This window comes from Belliella kenyensis, assembly GCF_022549675.1.
Lineage (GTDB): Bacteria > Bacteroidota > Bacteroidia > Cytophagales > Cyclobacteriaceae > Belliella > Belliella kenyensis.
The window spans coordinates 257,242-275,881 of sequence record NZ_JAKZGR010000003.1; the positions used below are offsets into that span (position 1 = coordinate 257,242).

The 18,640-nt window shown below is 35.9% G+C and carries 16 protein-coding genes and 1 tRNA gene; 10 read left to right on the forward strand and 7 right to left on the reverse strand.

Annotated elements, in window-relative coordinates:
• Positions 1 to 318: 318 nt before the first annotated feature.
• The 3 genes from MM214_RS04480 to MM214_RS04490 are packed head-to-tail and all read left to right on the forward strand — an operon-like array spanning position 319 to position 3,706.
• The gene (locus MM214_RS04480) at positions 319 to 1,416 is read left to right on the forward strand and encodes a chorismate mutase (RefSeq protein WP_241292521.1); all 1,098 of its coding nucleotides are present in this window, start codon (positions 319 to 321) and stop codon (positions 1,414 to 1,416) included.
• A 2-nt stretch (positions 1,417 to 1,418) separates the two neighbouring features.
• Positions 1,419 to 2,450, forward strand: a complete 1,032-nt coding sequence (gene aroB, locus MM214_RS04485; RefSeq protein ID WP_241292525.1) for a 3-dehydroquinate synthase — start codon at positions 1,419 to 1,421, stop codon at positions 2,448 to 2,450.
• A 50-nt stretch (positions 2,451 to 2,500) separates the two neighbouring features.
• Complete coding sequence (locus tag MM214_RS04490; protein WP_241292527.1) at positions 2,501 to 3,706, forward strand: 3-phosphoshikimate 1-carboxyvinyltransferase; 1,206 nt, start codon at positions 2,501 to 2,503, stop codon at positions 3,704 to 3,706.
• 61 nt (positions 3,707 to 3,767) lie between these two features.
• Here MM214_RS04490 and MM214_RS04495 read toward each other — a convergent pair whose 3' ends face one another.
• Positions 3,768 to 4,991 (reverse strand): exo-beta-N-acetylmuramidase NamZ family protein, encoded by a 1,224-nt coding sequence (locus MM214_RS04495; RefSeq protein WP_241292529.1) that lies wholly within the window; start codon positions 4,989 to 4,991, stop codon positions 3,768 to 3,770.
• A gap of 41 nt (positions 4,992 to 5,032) precedes the next feature.
• Between MM214_RS04495 and MM214_RS04500 the strand changes: the two genes are divergently transcribed.
• The gene (locus MM214_RS04500) at positions 5,033 to 6,250 is read left to right on the forward strand and encodes an ABC transporter permease (RefSeq protein WP_241292531.1); all 1,218 of its coding nucleotides are present in this window, start codon (positions 5,033 to 5,035) and stop codon (positions 6,248 to 6,250) included.
• Here the strand turns inward: MM214_RS04500 and MM214_RS04505 are convergent.
• Positions 6,237 to 6,983: a polyprenol monophosphomannose synthase gene (locus tag MM214_RS04505; protein ID WP_241292533.1), complete on the reverse strand. Its 747-nt coding sequence runs from the start codon at positions 6,981 to 6,983 to the stop codon at positions 6,237 to 6,239. The two genes, MM214_RS04500 and MM214_RS04505, sit on opposite strands and share 14 nt — an antisense overlap.
• Before the next feature lie 946 nt (positions 6,984 to 7,929).
• Here MM214_RS04505 and MM214_RS04510 point away from each other — a divergent pair.
• Positions 7,930 to 8,014 (forward strand) — tRNA-Ser (locus MM214_RS04510).
• A 237-nt stretch (positions 8,015 to 8,251) separates the two neighbouring features.
• Here the strand turns inward: MM214_RS04510 and MM214_RS04515 are convergent.
• The 4 genes from MM214_RS04515 to MM214_RS04530 form a co-directional block, all read right to left on the reverse strand.
• Positions 8,252 to 8,440, reverse strand: a complete 189-nt coding sequence (locus MM214_RS04515; protein ID WP_241292535.1) for a sigma-70 RNA polymerase sigma factor region 4 domain-containing protein — start codon at positions 8,438 to 8,440, stop codon at positions 8,252 to 8,254.
• A gap of 410 nt (positions 8,441 to 8,850) precedes the next feature.
• Complete coding sequence (locus MM214_RS04520; protein WP_241292537.1) at positions 8,851 to 9,753, reverse strand: alpha/beta hydrolase-fold protein; 903 nt, start codon at positions 9,751 to 9,753, stop codon at positions 8,851 to 8,853.
• Positions 9,754 to 10,321: 568 nt separating this feature from the next.
• Positions 10,322 to 10,840, reverse strand: a complete 519-nt coding sequence (locus MM214_RS04525) for a hypothetical protein (protein ID WP_241292539.1) — start codon at positions 10,838 to 10,840, stop codon at positions 10,322 to 10,324.
• 358 nt (positions 10,841 to 11,198) lie between these two features.
• Positions 11,199 to 11,549 carry a hypothetical protein gene (locus MM214_RS04530; protein ID WP_241292542.1) on the reverse strand — a complete coding sequence of 117 codons (351 nt, stop codon included), beginning with the start codon at positions 11,547 to 11,549 and terminating at the stop codon, positions 11,199 to 11,201.
• 270 nt (positions 11,550 to 11,819) lie between these two features.
• Between MM214_RS04530 and MM214_RS04535 the strand changes: the two genes are divergently transcribed.
• The 5 genes from MM214_RS04535 to MM214_RS04555 all read left to right on the forward strand — a co-directional run bounded on the left by MM214_RS04535 (position 11,820) and on the right by MM214_RS04555 (position 17,226).
• The gene (locus MM214_RS04535; protein ID WP_241292544.1) at positions 11,820 to 12,074 is read left to right on the forward strand and encodes a hypothetical protein; all 255 of its coding nucleotides are present in this window, start codon (positions 11,820 to 11,822) and stop codon (positions 12,072 to 12,074) included.
• 119 nt (positions 12,075 to 12,193) lie between these two features.
• On the forward strand, positions 12,194 to 12,445 hold the full coding sequence (locus MM214_RS04540; protein ID WP_241292546.1) for a hypothetical protein: 252 nt from the start codon (positions 12,194 to 12,196) through the stop codon (positions 12,443 to 12,445).
• A 513-nt stretch (positions 12,446 to 12,958) separates the two neighbouring features.
• On the forward strand, positions 12,959 to 13,978 hold the full coding sequence (sbnA, locus tag MM214_RS04545) for a 2,3-diaminopropionate biosynthesis protein SbnA (RefSeq protein WP_241292548.1): 1,020 nt from the start codon (positions 12,959 to 12,961) through the stop codon (positions 13,976 to 13,978).
• Positions 13,965 to 15,848 (forward strand): FAD/NAD(P)-binding protein, encoded by a 1,884-nt coding sequence (locus MM214_RS04550; RefSeq protein WP_241292550.1) that lies wholly within the window; start codon positions 13,965 to 13,967, stop codon positions 15,846 to 15,848. The genes sbnA and MM214_RS04550 overlap by 14 nt, the downstream gene beginning before the upstream one ends.
• Entirely contained in the window at positions 15,796 to 17,226 is a 1,431-nt protein-coding gene (locus MM214_RS04555; RefSeq protein WP_241292552.1) for a type III PLP-dependent enzyme domain-containing protein, read from the forward strand. Before MM214_RS04550 ends, MM214_RS04555 begins: the two co-directional genes overlap by 53 nt.
• A gap of 21 nt (positions 17,227 to 17,247) precedes the next feature.
• Here MM214_RS04555 and MM214_RS04560 read toward each other — a convergent pair whose 3' ends face one another.
• A complete protein-coding gene (locus tag MM214_RS04560; protein WP_241292554.1) occupies positions 17,248 to 18,315 on the reverse strand; it encodes a serine hydrolase domain-containing protein in 1,068 nt (355 codons plus the stop codon).
• Positions 18,316 to 18,640: the final 325 nt, after the last annotated feature.

Below are 18,640 nucleotides of genomic sequence, written 5' to 3' on the forward strand. Positions count from 1 at the left end.
GGATTTTCTGTTGCCCAATAAAATTTCGTATTTTAAAAAGAAAGATGTGATCATTGAGGAATTAGTAATGATTTAATCTAGTTTTATGTATTTAGAAAAAAAATATTGAAAAATTAATTTGTTTTTAAAAAATGACCCTTTACATTTGAGACATGATAAACGCAGCCCTTACATATTTTAGCTTCTTTTACTTTTACTTTCGTCCTCAAGGTCGAATCGGAGCTGCCTATTGCTAGATAAAAAACAAATCAATCATACATGCAGACAAGCCCGATTCGAGAGAGTCGGGCTTTTTGTATTTCAAACCAATTAAAACTCATGGAAAATCACTTACAAACAAAAGATTGGGGACTTGGCCTTAAGGGTCATGTGATCATAGCAGGACCGTGCAGCGCGGAAACCCCAGAGCAAATCGAGAAGGTATGTCTCGACATGAAAAAGGAAAACATGATTCCAAATATCTTTAGGGCAGGAATCTGGAAACCGAGAACAAGACCAGGAAGCTTTGAAGGTATAGGAGAGGATGGTTTGAAGTGGATGGAGATTGTAAGACATCACCTTAATATCCCAATTACGACTGAAGTTGGGAATGCAGCGCACGTAGAGCTTGCATTGAAACACAAAGTAGATGTACTATGGATAGGAGCTAGAACTACAGTCAATCCCTTTGCTGTACAGGAAATTGCTGATGCATTGCAAGGTGTAGACATACCAGTGATGGTAAAAAACCCTATGAATCCAGATCTTCAACTATGGCTCGGTGCCCTTGAGAGGCTACAAGCGGTAGGAATCAACAAACTTGCGGCAATTCACAGAGGATTCTCAGATTCATATGACAAAAGGTTCAGAAATAAGCCAAATTGGTCTATGCCAATTCATTTGAAAAGAGAATGGAAGGGGATGGAAGTGATCAATGATCCAAGCCATATTGTAGGAAATAGGGCTGGTATCTTGGAGACATCACAAAGGGCTATCAATTTTGGTTTGGATGGTTTGATGATTGAAACTCATCATGATCCTGACAATGCTTGGTCTGATGCCAAACAACAAGTAACTCCAGCAGCGCTAAAAGATATACTTTCGAAAATAGATTTCAAATCAACAACAGGATTTGAAAACCCAGGAGAAAGATTAAATGACCTTAGAACAGCAGTAGATCATCTTGATGATCAGCTACTTGATCTTCTTCAGGAAAGATTTTCCCTGATAGACCAGATTGGTGCATACAAAAGAGAACATAATCTGACTGTATTTCAGTCAGACAGATGGAAGTTTGTGATGGAATCGAGAACGCAAAAGGGGGTTCAAAAGAATCTAAGTGAAAAATTCATGAAGGAGTTATTATATTGTATCCATGAAGAGTCTGTAAAAAGACAAGAAAAACAATTAAGAGAAGCTGACCCGGTAAAAAAATAAAATTGGAATCGATAATATTTTCTAGTTCCATCAAGATTGATTTGAGGGGATTTCTGAGTAGACAGAAATATTCCCGACTTGGATTGATAATGGATAGCAACACATTTCGTGATTGCTATCCATTGATCTTAGATGGATTGCCAGACCATGACTATTATGTGTTTGAAGCTGGTGAAGTGAACAAAAACTTGACTACTTGCACAAAAATCTGGCAATGGATGACGGATTTAGGCCTCGATAGAAAGGCCTTGATCATCAATCTAGGGGGAGGAGTGACAGGTGACATGGGAGGGTTTTGTGCAAGTACTTACAAGCGAGGAATTTCATTTATAAATGTTCCAACCACACTTTTGTCTCAAGTAGATGCTAGTGTTGGTGGAAAGCTAGGAATAGACTTCAATGGTTACAAAAATCACATTGGTGTATTTACGGAGCCTTTGGCAGTATTGATCTCTGAAGAATTTCTAAAAACACTTCCGATTGAAGAACTGAGATCTGGGTATGCTGAGGTAATAAAACATGGCTTGATACAGCATGCAAATTATTACTCTAGTCTGTTAATTAGGGGCTGGGAGAATCAGGATTGGAAATCTATTATAGAAAAGTCTGTGTCCATCAAGAAGGAGGTAGTGAGCAAAGATCCAAAAGAGGCAGGACTTAGAAAAATCTTGAATTTTGGACATACCATAGGTCATGCTTTTGAGTCATTTTACCTAGATACAGATCGTCATCTGCTTCATGGTGAGGCTATAGCCATAGGAATGATCACAGAGGCTTACCTGTCTGAATTAAAAACAGGTCTTTCAAAGGATGATGTAAAACTTATCTCCGATGCTTTGATACAAATTTATGGGAAATTTGATTTTCCTGAAAAAGATGTAAAAGAAATCATCAGCTTGTGTAGCCAAGACAAAAAGAACGAGGCCGATCGTATCAATTTCTCGCTTCTAAGTGCTATAGGAAAATGTGAATACAATATACCTGTAGCTCTAGAGGAAATAGCAGCATCCATCACATTTTATAAGTCATTATAATCCCAGATAAATCAAAAACAAACAACACTACCACTACGCTAATCAAACCTATGAATATTCAATTATTGCAACAATTATCCACTTTTGGGGATATTGAAATACCACTACCATCTTCCAAAAGTGAGAGCAATAGGGTACTAATTATCGATGCTCTCACCGAAGGATCAAATCAAATATCAAATCTTGCTGAAGCTAGAGATACACAGACGATGATCAGGCTTTTGGCAGATAATCCTCCAGTATTTGATGTGTTAGATGCTGGTACTACGATGCGTTTTTTGACAGCCTATGCTACAGTGACCAATCAAAACAAAATTATGACTGGTACAGCTCGGATGTGTGAAAGACCTATTGGGATACTCGTGGATGCTTTGAGAACTATAGGGGGCGAGATTCACTATATGAATAAGGAAGGATATCCTCCCTTGGCAATTCATGGCTTTGCAGGGCAAAAAAACAAAAGAGTAGAAGTGCGAGGTGATGTGAGTAGTCAATATATTTCTGCCCTGTTGATGATTGCTCCATTGTTGCCTGATGGTTTGGAAATAGCCCTGCAAGGCAAGGTAGGATCAAGGACGTATATAGAAATGACTTTGGAACTCATGGCGCAATTTGGTGTCGAATATCAATGGGTAAATGAAGTGATCAAGATCCCCGCTGGTAAATATAAAGTAACAAGCTTTGCTGTGGAGTCTGATTGGTCAGGTGCAAGCTACTGGTTCAGTTTGTTAGCCTGTGCAGATCAAGGAAGTCTATTCCTCAAAGGACTCAAAGCTAATAGCTTGCAAGGCGATAGCAAAATTGTGGACATTATGGATAGGCTTGGTGTCAAGAGTGAGTTTGTGGCAGACGGAGTACGCCTGACAAAACAAGCTGTCAAAGGTCTTTTGTCTTGGGATTTTACACACTGCCCAGACTTGGCACAGACCGTGGCTGTCACATGTGCTATTCTTGGTCAGAAGGTTGAATTTACTGGGTTGGAAAGCCTGAGAATCAAAGAAACAGATAGAATTCTTGCCTTGCAGAATGAGCTTGGGAAATTTAATGCCCAACTAGTAGAGGGAGAAAATGATGTGTTTACTTTGATCCCTTCAGTTTCATTACCATCAGAAGTACAGATACATACCTATGATGATCATAGGATGGCGATGGCATTCATGCCACTGATGACAAAAACTCGCGTAATCATCGAAGAACCAGATGTGGTCAACAAGTCATACCCGAGTTTTTGGAAGCATGTATCTTTGATTCAGTAAATTGAATACGCTTTCAATATTCTCCTTTGTACCGATCAAATATATAATAGTGAGGTTTTGATTATTTATACAAAGAATAGGCTTCGCTCATGTTACTGAAATCTTCTAAGTCTTTCTGCCAAGACTTTCTGATGTCCTCTTCTGATTTTCCGGAGAGGATATCTTTTTTCAATTGATCTGTACCAGCTAATTTGTCAAAGAAGTTATTGAAGAATTTTTCACCTTTACCACTAATTTGAAAGGCATTGATAAGGTAATCTAGCGTAAACCTATGTTCAAGAGATACTTCACGAAGGTCTTTTCCATAACATGTTTTGTTTTGGTGTGGAGGATTTTTGGACATACCTTCTATACTCACTGGTTTGAAAGAAAAATCTCCGAATTTTGGATCGGGATATCCATAAACTTGGAAAGGGAACTGTGTGCCTCGTCCCACAGAAACATCAGTGCCTTCAAAAAAACATAACGATGGATAAAGTCTAATAGATAAATCATTAGGAAGATTTGGTGACGGCTTCACAGGTAGGCTATAACTCATGCTTTTATCCCAGTTTTCCACTTTGATAATTTCGATATCAGCTTTGACCTTATTCTTCAACCAGCCTTCACCATTGATCATCAGGGCAAGTTCACCCACGGTGAGCCCATGCACGACAGGAATTGGATGCATGCCTACAAAGCTTTCAAAGCCCTTTTTGAGAACTGGGCCATCGATATAATCTCCATTGGGGTTTGGTCTATCAAGGATGATCATAGGTAGCTTGTTTTCAGCACAGCTCTCCATCACGTAATGCATGGTACTGATATAAGTATAAAATCTAAGCCCAACATCTTGTAAGTCATATATGATCACATCCAAATCCTTCAGGACTTCAGCGGATGGCTTTTTATTGTTGCCGTAAAGTGAGACCAAAGGAATTCCTGTTCTTCTATCTACTTCATTGTTTACAACTTCACCTGCATCTGCATCGCCTCTAAATCCATGTTCTGGGACAAATACTTTTTGCACATCGACACCTTCCATCATTAGGAAATCAACTAAATGCATATTGTCTTGAGAAGTCAAGATACTCGTTTGATTTACTACAAGTCCGACTTTCTTTCCTTCTAGCATAGGTAGATATAGATCTGACCTATCCGCTCCTGGGGTTATTTGATTAGAAATGCTGCTTTCTAAAAGTTGCATTTTTCCATCTTTCTCAGATTTTTCTGGGTATGGATTTTTGCAAAATGCCAAAGTGTTCATTAAAAAAGTGAGAAGGAATAAGATTTTTAGCTGCTTCATGTTAATTTGCGGTAGATTTACAGCAAATTAAAGAAACTTCATTGAACATTTCATATTTCATAGCCAAAAGAATCAGTTTTAAAAGAACAGGAGGCTTCACGGGAACGATTCATCAAATAGCTGTAGCTAGTGTAGCCATAGGGCTGGCCATAACAATGATTTCTTTCATGATCCTAGGAGGTTTTCAGAATGAAATTTCCAATAAGGTCTTTTCGTTTACAGGGCATTACCAAGGTCTTAAGTTTGTGTCAGGGAATGCATTTGAAGAAAGCCCTGTTTCGACTAACTCTGATTTTTTTCAAAATTATTCCACACTTGCTTTTATCGAACATGTTCAGGGATTTGCGCATAAGCCTGGATTGCTAAAAGGTGATGATGAGGTGGAAGGAGTACTCATGAAAGGTGTAGGGCCGGATTTTGATTCTTTGTCATTCAAAAAATCAATAATAAAGGGCAGGTTCATTCAGTTCTCTGACTCATCAGCAAGCAATGAAGTGGTAATTAGTAAAAAAATTGCCAATAAATTGAAGCTAGATGTAGGTGAGCGGGTTACTATGTATTATGTTCAAGAACCACCAAGGTATAGAAGATTGGAAATTGTAGGGATTTATGAGACTTTTTTAGAGAATTTTGACGATAAGATTTTAGTAGGAGATATTCAAGTGATCAGAAATCTCAATGCCTGGTCAGAAGATCAAGTTGGAGGATTTGAAATTTTTGTGGACCACCCTGAGAGAATAGATGATTATGCGGAGGAGATATATGAGTTTATGGATTTTGATCTTCGGTTGATAAAAGTTACAGATAAGTATTTAGAAATTTTTGATTGGTTGAAACTATTGAACAATAATGTATATGTTTTTCTTGGTTTGATTTTATTTGTGGCGGCCTTCAATATGGTTTCTATACTTTTTATATTGATCATGGAGCGTACTCAGATGATCGGCATATTGAAAGCAGTAGGGGCGGAGAATAAGCAGATCAGGAGAGTCTTTGTTTGGAATGGGGTTAGAATAATAGGTAGAGGGATGCTTATTGGAAATGGTGTGGGATTGGCGTTTGGCTGGATTCAATCTCAGTTTAAGCTGATACCACTGGATCCTGAAAATTACTACATGAGTTTCGTGCCCATTGATTGGAATTGGCCTGTGTTCCTTATTTTGAATTTGCTTGTACTTATTGTGATAACTTTGGTGCTATTTATACCAGCCATGGTAATTAGCAATATCAAGCCAATCAAAGCAATCAGGTTTGATTGATTGGTTTTAGAGGTTTGAATATGCTTTTGATTTTCATGTAAATCACTCCAAAAATGGCTTCTTTGAATATTCCAGAAGTCATTTTTGAGGTACCACGAGTTCGATCGGTAAATATGATCGGAACTTCAATGATCTTGAACCCCAGCTTCCATGCAGTAAATTTCATTTCTATCTGAAAAGCGTAGCCAATAAACTTGATTTTTGAGAAATCCATTGCTTTCAGAACCCTTGTATGGTAGCACTTGAATCCAGCGGTGGTGTCTTTTATGGGAATTCCGGTGATGAATTGTACATATTTACTTGCAAAGAATGACATCAACACGCGTCCCATAGGCCAATTCACCACATTCACTCCAGTAATGTATCTTGATCCTATGGATACATCAAAACCTTGCGTCTCGCAAGCCTCGTAAAGTCTAATTAGATCGAGGGGGTTATGAGAAAAGTCAGCATCCATTTCAAAAACGTAGTGATAGTTGTTTTTGATAGCGTATTTGAAGCCTTCAATATATGCTGTTCCAAGTCCTAACTTACCAGGCCTTTGGAGAAGGTGCAGTCTTTCTTCATGATTTTTTTGTAAACTTTTGACTATCTCGGCAGTACCATCAGGAGAATTGTCATCGATGACCAGGAGTTCAAATTCTCCTTCCAAACCCAAAACGTCATGAATCATCTGAGCGATGTTCTCCAGTTCGTTGTAAGTTGGAATGATGACTAGTTTCTTTTTTTTCATAAGTTGGAATTCAAAAATAGTAGTTAATTTTTAATATGTATATCCTTTTTATACCAGAAGAAGTATTTCATTGAAATAATAGATTACTTGAGGATCAGGAAAAACTAATAACTTGTCCGACTGGGCGAATCCAGTATCATTTAATATCTGGATTTTGAAAACCCCAATATGACTTGGTTGCTGGTATCTTCGCAGATATACATTATTTTAAAATATGGATATACTGAACTTTGCCAATAGCATTACAAAATCCCGATTTATCTAACTTCTGATATAAAATGATATTGGATACTTATGAATATTGATCATTAACAACCTGTTGAGCCAACGAATAGAAGATACTGGTAAAAAAGCGTATGATCAGAATTTTAAAAATTAGGATTTTGATAAAAATTACATTGATTCAGATTTTTTTTAAACAATAAATAAATAATTAGTTTTTTGAAGGAGATGTTAATGCGTATGAAATGCAAAAAAATGTATTTTTTTTAACAGACTTTTGTTAGCTTAATAAGAGGGAAAGGGTTTTAATTTATATAATTTGATATTCAGCTAGTTATGTATTTTGAGTTGTAAAAATAATATGCAATATTTGTGTTAAAATTGAAAAATTCTAATATTTGTCAAAGTCAATTAGAAGAGTATACAATATTTAAAATGCAAATATTTTAGTGTAAGGGTAATTTTGGGAAGAAATTAAGTTTATAACTAAATCGATCATAGGAGAGGAGTTGCTTATCACCCAAGAAAAGCACAAAGCTATATCTCTATAAAAGCCTAAGGTTTTGATCTTAGGTTTTTTTATTTGAAATTTTTATACCAGTGAATCAATTAATTATGACATTGAATAAAATAATTTCATTGAATGTATTTGGAAATATCTGCATTAAAAGTACCTTTGCAGACCATTAGACATGAAAGTCGAAGGGAAATAGTAATAAAAAATAGAGGAGTGGCAGAGTGGTCGATTGCGGCGGTCTTGAAAACCGTTGTACCGCGAGGTACCGGGGGTTCGAATCCCTCCTCCTCTGCATTTGAGCCCTGTAATTAGCTTTAAAACAGTTAGTTACAGGGTTTTTTACTTCCCTTAGTCACAAATAAGTCACAAGGTTATTAGTACTTTTAGCTTGATTAAATTATTTTTCAGATAGTATATATTTATATAGATTCTAAATAAATATCTAGTCAAAATTGGGTTTTCTTGATACTGATCACCCTTAAAAATAGAAAAGCCAACTAGTGATAGTTGGCTTTTCTTGTTGGTGTCTTTACGCTTCTTTATCTTTCGCAGCTTTGATTTCAGTCTCAATTTTAGCAATTGCACTTTTTACCGTAGGTGATGTTATACCCAATTCATTAGCTATTTTAGAGTTGTTCCAGCCTTCTTTTGTGCTTAGTTGATGGATTGTTCTCTTTGTGACTAAAGAGTAAACAGGGGCTGCTTTTGTACCTTCCACGAGTGCTTGTTTTCATGGTTACTATTTTCTAGAATTTAAAAAAAAATCAGCATTCTAAAATGAAGTTTTGGGTGATTTACAAAAAACCAATCTCAATCACTAGTATTAGGTGATTGGAAGGGCTGTAGATGATGATGTTTTTCCTTACCAGATCTTTCATGCACCTGTGATTAGTGCTTAGAGATTTGACCTGCGAGTTTTGCACGGTCAATTTTTGATTACTAAATCAATAGAAACGCCATATTCCAAAAATCAAAATTACCATTATATTATTTTAGCGAATTACCACAGTGTACAATTGGATAACGCCATTAACGAAGCCATTATTGGAAACATTTTAGGTAAGTGAGTCATATTTTGCTGGCATGCTAAATTATCTTATAATGAGTTATAGTCTGATTTTCAGTTGATTATTTGATGATAAGAAAATCCGCCAAAGAGTTAATATCAATGGCACAATGGCCAGCATATAATGGATGCCAATGTGTCTTGACCCCCATTGTATTTGCTATATTCACAAGAGCTTCCGTCCCTTCATAGTTGCCAAATTTATCATATAATCCGCAGGATAGATACAATTCAGGGTAGTCAATATTAGCTGTCTTCATTAATTCAATGGGAGAAATTTTCTTCCATTCCTCTTCATTTGAAACGTATTTTTTAGCCATCAGGTACACCCCAAGAGCAATCTTAGGGTCTCCCCCTGTACGTTTTATGGCTTCCTTTAATATATCGAAATCAGAAAATGGAGAGTCTAAATATACTCCAGGGCATAATGATGCAATTCGTGAAAATAATTCTGGATGATTAAGTCCCAAGATTAAGACATTTAGACCACCCATTGATTCTCCAACTAGTATCCTATTTTTTGGTTCGCCTATTTTAGATTCTATAAATGGTAAATTGTATATGAAGTCATCCAGCAAACCACTATCTGATTTCGAGTTTTTAGGTGAAAGTAACCATTCTGGACCATAGGAAATTAATACAACCGTGGGTGGCTTAATTTTTGATTTTTGCCAATGCGACTGTATCATTGATGTATAGTAGGTGTCTTCATTCCATATAGTATTATCTAAATTTCTTCCATGAAAATGATATATAATATCTTCATTAGTTCCATTACTGGACCTATAGATTGAAAAACTTAAATTGCCTTGTGTGAAAGTTTCTACTTCCGAAGGGATGAAATTCACCTTTTGGACGCCCCAAGGACTCGTGAATTTCCCCCACAGCCAGTAAATACTAGAAGTAGTAATAAGAATTAAAAAAAGTATTTTTATTTTTCTTAAAGAAATTGTTATTGATTTCATATTCCACTTTGTCAATATTGATAATAATGTCGCTTTAGGATTTTCATATGAATATGATTTAGTTTCGGAGTTGTCAAAAGTAAGTCCTTTGCTTCCTTAGTGACTACATCTATTTCAAAATGTATGAATTCATTGCTTGACTGATCATTCCAAAAAAAAGCAAACACTTTGTCAGCTCTAGTTTTATTAAATTTTTTGTTGTCAAATCAGTAATTGTTAAAAGGCACAAATTAGTTAATGCTGTTGTCCATATAGCATAAGTCAAAACTACTTGAATAATAAGTGTTTTCTTCCTTCTCGTCCAAATTCTTTTCTTCTTAGTAAATGAACATGAAACATATCAGCTCAATCATCTCTTTAATGTTCTCCATTTTCAGCTATGCGTAAGGTAAGCTTCAAGGCTTGTTCTTTTTTTCTTCTGAAAATATGGAAAGGTATTCACTATTTACAACCTTTCCATATTTGATTCAAAACACAATTGGAAAAGGACTATTTCCAGCTTGTGCAAGGGTTTGAATTAGCTGATCCAGCGTTATGAATTTCCTCTTTTTAATAATTTTGATCTATTTTATACGATTATCTCTTTTTTTTCTTGATTAATTTTCAAGGATGCACTAATATAATGTTCCCATTCTCTAAGGATGACAGGTTCTCCTACCAAATCGGAGAAGATGTCGCCATGGTAGAATTCAAGTGTGGCCACTTGTTCTCCTCGGTGGCTAAACAACTCAATGTAAAGTTCATCAATGATTTTTCTGCTATTTTTTCCTGTTCCTCTAGAACTTGAAATTTCAATTGCTTTTACTTTTTTGATTCCATGAAGGTCCAGGATCAGTGGTTCGGGATTCTGAAGATCTCGTATATAGACTAACTTGCCATGAGTGTCATCTAGCCCTATGAAGTATCTTCTTCTCCATTGTTGAGAAGTATTAATTCGAAGTCCTGCTGCTTTGATCAGTTTATCCAATTGATTTTCGGACTTTTGCTTCTCTTTTTTTACTTTGAGGTGATTGATGTAAAATGGTACAGCAAATGTAACCAGGAGTACTATCGCTATACAAATAGTTAATATATCTATGTCAAACATTTTGTGTATAATTTATTGACCTTTATGGTCTTGATGAGGTGTGTGTGAAATAAATTTCTTGGTAGTGTATTTGTCACCGAATGGATATTGTATATATCCGAAAAGATAACCTCAGTCAAATTTCTCTCGATATTTTTAATGTTCAGGTATTTATGGTCACCTGAACGAATCTTAGAGGGCTTGATAATGAGTGGGGATTTGTCCAGGAGAAATATGATTAGATTTCAAATATTTTTTGGAGCAAATGCGGATATCCATATCACTTTTTCAGTATGATACCTGACAAGAAAGTACATGTGCTTCATCGACTGAAGTTATGTAAACTTCATTTTGTGAAAATGAAGAAGGAAAAGTCTAATTACCAAAAAAAGTGAGTTGGGAATTTCAGTTCCCTTATTCCAAAATCTACTATTATTTCAGCAGCTTTTTTGATTTGTTCATTAGCAATAAGCCAATGTTGAATATTGATAAAATTGAAGTTTCTATGAAACTCCGAATCAACCTTGAGCTGCTGCTTTTCGAAATTAACAGCAATTACCGGTGTCTCGACAAGGATAGAGTGATCCCCATAATATTCACCTAGTGCAGAATATATGTAATAGGACTTTGTGTCAAGAGTTGAATTCGATTTTGAAACATTCAGATAAGGAATAACTAAACCATGAAGCGTAAAAGCTATGGCAAGGCAAATCCCTAAAAACTGTTTCATTCTCTGATTCATATAATTTTTATTCAGCAAATCTCGTGCTTTTCATCTATTAAATTCAAAATGAATTTTCAAATGTAATTATATTTTGATTGATAAAATTCAATTTAATAGCAACTTTTTATTGTGATTCTCAGGTTAAATTAGTTCAAATTTCTTATTACTAGAAAGTCGGATCGGATTTTGTGGCTTTAAAAAATAATATGCAGTGTTTCCAAATTACTCATTTTTGAAACATTCAATTTCCTTCACCCAAACCAAATAATTATGGATATGAAAACCACATTAAATAAATCTATGGCTGTTCTTCTGCTATTCATGCAAATACACAGTATCGCGTATGCCCAAAATCAGCCAGATATCCCCAAGCCTACCGGTCCCATAGACTTCTCTGAGACTAGCAATATTATCATATTTATTGTAATCCCAGCTGCTATAATTATAGCATACCTCATTTTTCGAAACAGAATTAGAAATATAAAACAGGAAAAAAGTAAAAAACGAGGAGAGACAAAGATCGAAAAATAGACTTCTTTTCATAAACTATTCTTCGTGATATTTATTTAATTGAAAATGAAAAGGTTAAATTAATTTTCAGTGCCAAATTTGATAATAAAATAAAAAATGATAATATTATTATCATAAATATGTCAATTATATTAACAATGGATGTTTTTGAAGTTTTAGGTAAGCTCCAACTGAAGGAAGTTCAGATTGAAAAGAAGATTCAGTCACTGATCGAGGCCAATTTAGATCCTTTCCCGATGGATCGATTACAAAAGGGAAAGGTTTTACTATCTCTTATTCGCGAATTCAAAATGCATGTCGATGCGGATGATTTTATTCAAGCGGGTATGAGATTGAGGGATCTTGAATTGGAAGGGCTTCATATAAAATGACTTGTTTTCTTTAAATTATATTTAATTAATTGTACTTTAAATATGGTTTAAATTATTGCATTTACCATTTATATTTAAATATGTGTTTTTTAAATAAATTTTATGATCATTTTTAACTAATTGGTAAATTATTTGTTATAGATTTTGATAAGTAATTATTCAAGTACTCCATTTATCACCTCTAAATATTTGTCTTGAATGATCCACGCCTAGTATTGGCATATTTTGAGTACTGTTTTATTGAAATCAGTTCAATGAAACGTCACCTCTATGAGGTATTAAGATTTTAAATAGCTCTGATTTTCGAGTTTAAGTGCAGTGTACTTTATTGATGGATTTAGATGCAGCCATCAATTGATTTGATTATCCAAAAGTCATCCGAAATACCACATCCTAAACCAACAAATTTAGATGACACAGTAATTAGATTATCTACCAATGTGTCTGAATTAGGAATTGGTAGCATTACCATTGATCATAATAAGATGCATTCCAACCAAATTATCTTAAATCATGCTTGAAATCAAAGAATCACATCATATCAATAGAACAGTACAATGTGGAATTACCTCTTTTGTGGGGCAGACAGGATTGATCAGATTGTCCAAACTTTTTCCTGACAAGCAGGTGTATGGCAAGCTAGAGCTGATGAATCCAGCAGGAAGCATCAAAGACCGCACAGCTAAATTCATAGTGGAGGAATCGATGAAGCATGACCTCATCAACAAAAATTCCATAGTTGTAGAAAGTACCTCAGGCAACATGGGAGTAGGGCTTGCACAGATATGCTTGTACTATCAGTTGAGGCTAAAACTTGTAGTAGATCCATTTATCAATATGCAAACTTTGAAAATGCTTGAGGCTTACGGAGCTGAAGTAGAGATGGTTCATGTTCCTGATGCCTCAGGATCTTATCTGAGTGCAAGGATAGCTAGAGTCAAAGAAATTCTTGAAGAGAATGTCAATGCTTTTTGGATTGAACAATACGAAAATCCACTAAATCCAATTACGCATCATGAAACTTTCAAAGAAATAGAACAGCAATTAGGTCAAGCACCAGATTTTATTCTTGCAGCTACCAGTACATGTGGCACCTTGATGGGGCTAGCGGAAGGAAGCCGAAGTGATGAGCATCATGTCAAAGTCATACCTGTAGATGCACATGGGAGTGTGATCTTTGGTGATGATCCTGCCAAAAGATTAATTCCAGGCTTTGGAGCCTCTGTCCCTGCCAAGCTTCTTGACAAAAGGCTGATCCACCACCCACAATGGGTTCATGAATGGGAATGTATAGTAGGATGTAAAAAACTCCTTAGGCAAGAAGCCATATTGGCAGGAGGATCTACAGGAGCATTGGTAGCAGCAGTAGAAAAATTAGAAATGGGAAAAGAAGAAAAAGCAGTAATTATCATATGTGATCGTGGAGAACGGTACTTGGATACTATCTACTCTGATCAATGGATCCTAGACAATTTGGGATTTGAAACATTCACTCTTATCAAGGAAAAAGCATATGAATATGTGGAAAATTGATGCGTTGAAACGAATGACTTATCAAAGCAATCTGATGCTGACTGATAGAAACACTCGAAATGATCACCAGAAAACTAGCTTGAGAATAGCCATAATAGGGGGTGGACCAAGAGGCGTCTACACCATTGAGCGGCTTGCAAGCGTGTGGAATTCAAAAAATACAGGAAGGAGTTTAGAAATTGTCTGTTTCAATAAAACACACGAATTTGGATCTGGTCCAAATTTTTCACCTTCACAGCCTGATTTTTTATTGATGAATAATCCTATCGGCCAAGTTGATTTTTGGACAAATGAAGAAGAGCAGTTGGTAGTGGATAGACCAAACTTGGTAGAGTTTATCAAAAAATACAAGATAGAAAAAAACAGAAGTGTACAGCCAGCAGATTTTTGTTCTCGCTCACTCACGGGACTATATATGCAATATTGCTTTGCCAAAGTAATAAATGCCATGCCAAGCCATATCAAAGTTAATTTGATAATAGATGAAGTGATTAGTATGTATCAATCTGAGGATGTGGTCAAGATCAAGACCAAATCAGGGATGTGTGATGTTTTTGACGAAGTAATATGTTGCTCGGGTCATAGTTACACATTTGATCAAGAAGATCAACAGGATTGTGACCAAAATCAAGTTGAATCTGCTCATAGATCAATCAATCAAATTTATCCTATCGAAAACTTGATTAAGCGACCTCTGAAAGGAGAAAATGTAGTTGTAAAGGGTCTTGGGCTTACTAGTATTGATGTTATTTTGGGACTAACAGAAGGCAGGGGAGGTAGTTTTTACAGAGAAATGGAGGTTTTGAAATACAAGCCTTCAGGTAATGAACCTCATTCTATTTATGCATTTTCCCGTTCTGGGATACCGATGTTGGCTAGACAGCCAATACTCACTGATAAAGTGTTTTCGCTCAGGTTCTTTACTCAAGAATCTGTAGATTATTTATGTAAAAATTTCAAGAAGCTAGATTTTAGAAAGCAGGTTTTACCCTTTATAGCCCATGAGTTTAGATACCAATATGTGATGTATTTACTGCACTTTTTCTCAAATCAGCACGTACCTCAAGACAAGACTTTGTGTGATTTAGAGCAATTTGCAAAAATTATATTCCCTAGATTCAAACCATTTGATCTTGAAGAGTTTTTGACCCCAAAAATCAACTCTAGTAGAGCCCATCAGCAAGCTATAAAGTGCTTTAGAATGGGTGTCAAGCCTGATAACTCTAAGCCTTTGCAAGCTTCCCGGATAGCAATGGCAGCATTGTGGGGTAAAATATATCCATTATGCCAACAACTTTATGCTTTTGGGAAATTGACTGGCAAGAGTCAAAGATACTTTGACAGACATTTTTACAAAAGAATCCAACGCACTGCGTTTGGACCACCTAAGATTAATGTAGAAAAGCTCTTGGCATTGGCAGAAGTGGGGATTTTGAGATTTGGTAAAGGTGAGCAATGCGCCAGTTTTATCATGGACAGTAGTGATACAGCTGATTCAAAATTTGAAAAAGTAGCACCAAATCTCCAATCTAGCATTTCTATCGACGCTAGGATTGCTAAATCTGCTGGACTATCGACTCAGCCAGAGTACATACGTCAATTGGTGAGTGGTCACGGGGCTAGTTTTTTTGACAATGGTGGCTACGCTCCTGGATGTCTGAAATTGGACGAAGTGGGCAGGATAACCAACCAAAAACGAATATGTATGTATGGTGTTCCTACTGAAGGATGGACATTAGATAATGAAAGCCTATCAAGAACAAATAATAATCTTCTTTCAAACTGGGTTAAGACAATCCATTTAAAATACACAAAACATGAAATATTTTCCTTTGACACCCATTTTACACCCATGGATCGAAGAGCTTAGTAAGGATAAGGATCTGATTTTCGATTGGATCAATGAGCACAATTCTCCAATCAATCTAATTAATTTGGATACTTTTGCTGAGAATTTTCAAGAATTCAAAGCTGTGTTTGATAAATATGAACTTAAGCATAAGATTTTTTTTGCTCGAAAATCAAATAAAAGTAAAAGTTTAGTCTGGGCTGCAAAGTCTTTGGGCTTTGGTGTGGATACAGCAAGTATTCATGAAGTCAAAGACTGTATTGAAATAGGTCTGAATCCAGAATCTATCACAGTGACTGCCGCTATCAAAAACAAAGAGCTAATTGAATATGCGGTCAAGCATCAAATCCCAATTATTCTAGACAATGACGACGAGTGTGATTTGCTTCATGAAGTGCTTTCAGCAAGTAGTAGTACCCTCAAAGTCGGGATTAGATTAAGTGGATTTTTGCACAATGGTAAGAAGCTTTATTCAAGATTTGGATATGATGTGACTAAGGTCAAACCTTTACTTACAAATCATTTTACAGCTCAAGGAAAGTACAGCAATTTCATCTTTGAGGGTTTTCACTTTCACCTCAATGGTTATAGTATTGCCGAAAGAGTGTCAGCTATATTTCAAACCATATCATTAATGGATGAGATCAAACCTTATGGTTTCCATACATCATATCTTGATATAGGTGGAGGAATTTTAATGAACTACCTTACATCCAAAGAGGAGTGGACTGATTTTTTAAGTGCTTTGAAAGAAAGTGTAAAAGATGATCGTGACGAAGTGACATTTCAAAAGGATCTGCTTGGAATGGTATTGCATGATGGACATGTGACCGGTGAGCCAAAAATCTACCCTTATTACAACACAATTTCGCAAGGAGGATTTTTAGAACAAATCTTATCGAGCACCTCAGATGGCAAATTCTGTCATGAAGAGCTCAACAAAAGAGGGATTGAGCTGAGGATTGAACCGGGTAGATCGATTTTGGCACAGGTTGGGGTTACTGTGGCAAGAGTGGCATATCGGAAATATGATATAGATGGTCGTTTACTCGTAGGTTTGGAAATGAACAAGTCACAGATGACTAGCGCAAGTGCTGACTTTTTGGTCGATCCATTGTTTCTACCAAAAGATGAATTAGCACCAGAGCTTACAGAAGTTTACTTTGTAGGTGGATATTGTCTGGAACAAGATTTTATCTTGAAAAGATGTATAAGATTGCCCCAATTTCCTCAAGTAGGTGACTTAGTGTGCTTTGTAAATACAGCAGGCTATATGATGCATTTTTATGAAAGACAAGCTCATGGATTTGAATATGCCAAAAACCTAGTCATAGGCAACAAAAGGACTTGGGAGGTTTTATCAGATGAGAAATTTTGGGAATCTAGGCTTAATAACTGAGGAGCTTGAAATTTTCAATAATCAACGGATCAATAAATTGATTTTCGCCCATAATTCATTATCAAATCTTGACCCAGCAAAGACCGGGTTACTTGGATCAGAAGCATTTCCCATTCTTATCACAATGAGGTTTTTACTCGGTACGATATAAAGCCTTTGGTCAAATGCTCCCATCGCTGCAAACATGTCAACAGGAGCATTAGATACTAGCATCCCAGAATATACATTTCTGTCACTGGGTAACATGTAACTTTCCCTACCATTGAGCCACCACAAGTAACCATAGGAAGGATTTAGATTTTGGGAAGGAGATATACTCTGAACAAATAGCGCTTCATCAATAATTTGCTCATTCATCCATTTACCTTTATTCATTGCCAGTATCCCAAATCTAGCCATGCTACGTGCAGTACTATGATAAATCGAAAATATGACACCTGTATTCCAAAATCCATCCATGCCAATTTTTTCTTTCAGGTATTTATTGAAAAATGCTTCATATGAGCCATCGGTGGAGACCGATATGATATCCATTAATTTTTGAAAAATGTTGCTGTACGCCCACCTAGTTCCTGCATCAGCCACATAGGTAATGTTTTGTTTTATCATCAGCTGCCTTGTTTCATCATTTCCAGCAGTCATGCTCAATAGGTCTTTTACGGTAATGAGAGCTTCTTTTTCAGAGGGCATGTTTGTCCATCCAGTACTTAAATAATCAGAAGCTTTGCTGTCAATTTGAATTAATTCATTTTGAGCTGCTATGCTGACAGTAGCTGCAACAAGAGTCTTTCCTGCACTATTCCATTCCCAACTGTCAGATGCTCGATGTCCATCATAGTATTCCTCTAGTACAATCCTACCATTTACTAATAACAAGAATGCTTTGGTATTGGACTCTTTTAGGAAGCTTCTTAATTCTGGAATTGCAGCTTCATTCCAACCCAAGGATGATATATTTTCAGTTTCCCAATCTTGACTTGAAGCAGGCGGGAAGTACATTTCTTTTTTTGGTTTTGAAGGATCATTACTTAAGTCATTGCATCCCATTGCTATGAAAAGAAGCAGTACTATAATAGATATTCTTATCATGATCGTATTCTAAAATTGTGATTACCTTCATTTACACCAGATGGAGGATTTTAGATAGGGCAAAAGTTACTTCTGAATCTTCAGCTACTGGTAGTTTGTCACTTGCGGATCCAACGCTTCATCCGATAGTTAGCTAAATATATCAGTATTTTTCAGTCTTTTAGCATGGTTTGGGAATTGATTTCTTTGTGGATATTGATATAAATTATTTTGATGATGCAATTGTTAACATGGTTTTACATTTCATTTAAATATTTTTTTGGGATAAGTATTTGAAAAATACTTATCCAAATCTGGCAATTTAAAATAGTTTATTTGTTAAGGT

Bases quoted from the DNA above. Each gene is read 5' to 3' on its own strand.
- MM214_RS04480 (WP_241292521.1), top strand. From the start codon at position 319: ATGGAAAATCACTTACAAACAAAAGATTGGGGACTTGGCCTTAAGGGT.
- MM214_RS04490 (WP_241292527.1), top strand. From the start codon at position 2,501: ATGAATATTCAATTATTGCAACAATTATCCACTTTTGGGGATATTGAA.
- MM214_RS04495 (WP_241292529.1), bottom strand. From the start codon at position 4,991: ATGAAGCAGCTAAAAATCTTATTCCTTCTCACTTTTTTAATGAACACT.
- MM214_RS04505 (WP_241292533.1), bottom strand. From the start codon at position 6,983: ATGAAAAAAAAGAAACTAGTCATCATTCCAACTTACAACGAACTGGAG.
- MM214_RS04520 (WP_241292537.1), bottom strand. From the start codon at position 9,753: ATGAAATCAATAACAATTTCTTTAAGAAAAATAAAAATACTTTTTTTA.
- MM214_RS04525 (WP_241292539.1), bottom strand. From the start codon at position 10,840: ATGTTTGACATAGATATATTAACTATTTGTATAGCGATAGTACTCCTG.
- MM214_RS04530 (WP_241292542.1), bottom strand. From the start codon at position 11,549: ATGAAACAGTTTTTAGGGATTTGCCTTGCCATAGCTTTTACGCTTCAT.
- MM214_RS04535 (WP_241292544.1), top strand. From the start codon at position 11,820: ATGAAAACCACATTAAATAAATCTATGGCTGTTCTTCTGCTATTCATG.
- MM214_RS04540 (WP_241292546.1), top strand. From the start codon at position 12,194: ATGTCAATTATATTAACAATGGATGTTTTTGAAGTTTTAGGTAAGCTC.
- sbnA (WP_241292548.1), top strand. From the start codon at position 12,959: ATGCTTGAAATCAAAGAATCACATCATATCAATAGAACAGTACAATGT.
- MM214_RS04550 (WP_241292550.1), top strand. From the start codon at position 13,965: ATGTGGAAAATTGATGCGTTGAAACGAATGACTTATCAAAGCAATCTG.
- MM214_RS04555 (WP_241292552.1), top strand. From the start codon at position 15,796: ATGAAATATTTTCCTTTGACACCCATTTTACACCCATGGATCGAAGAG.
- MM214_RS04560 (WP_241292554.1), bottom strand. From the start codon at position 18,315: ATGATAAGAATATCTATTATAGTACTGCTTCTTTTCATAGCAATGGGA.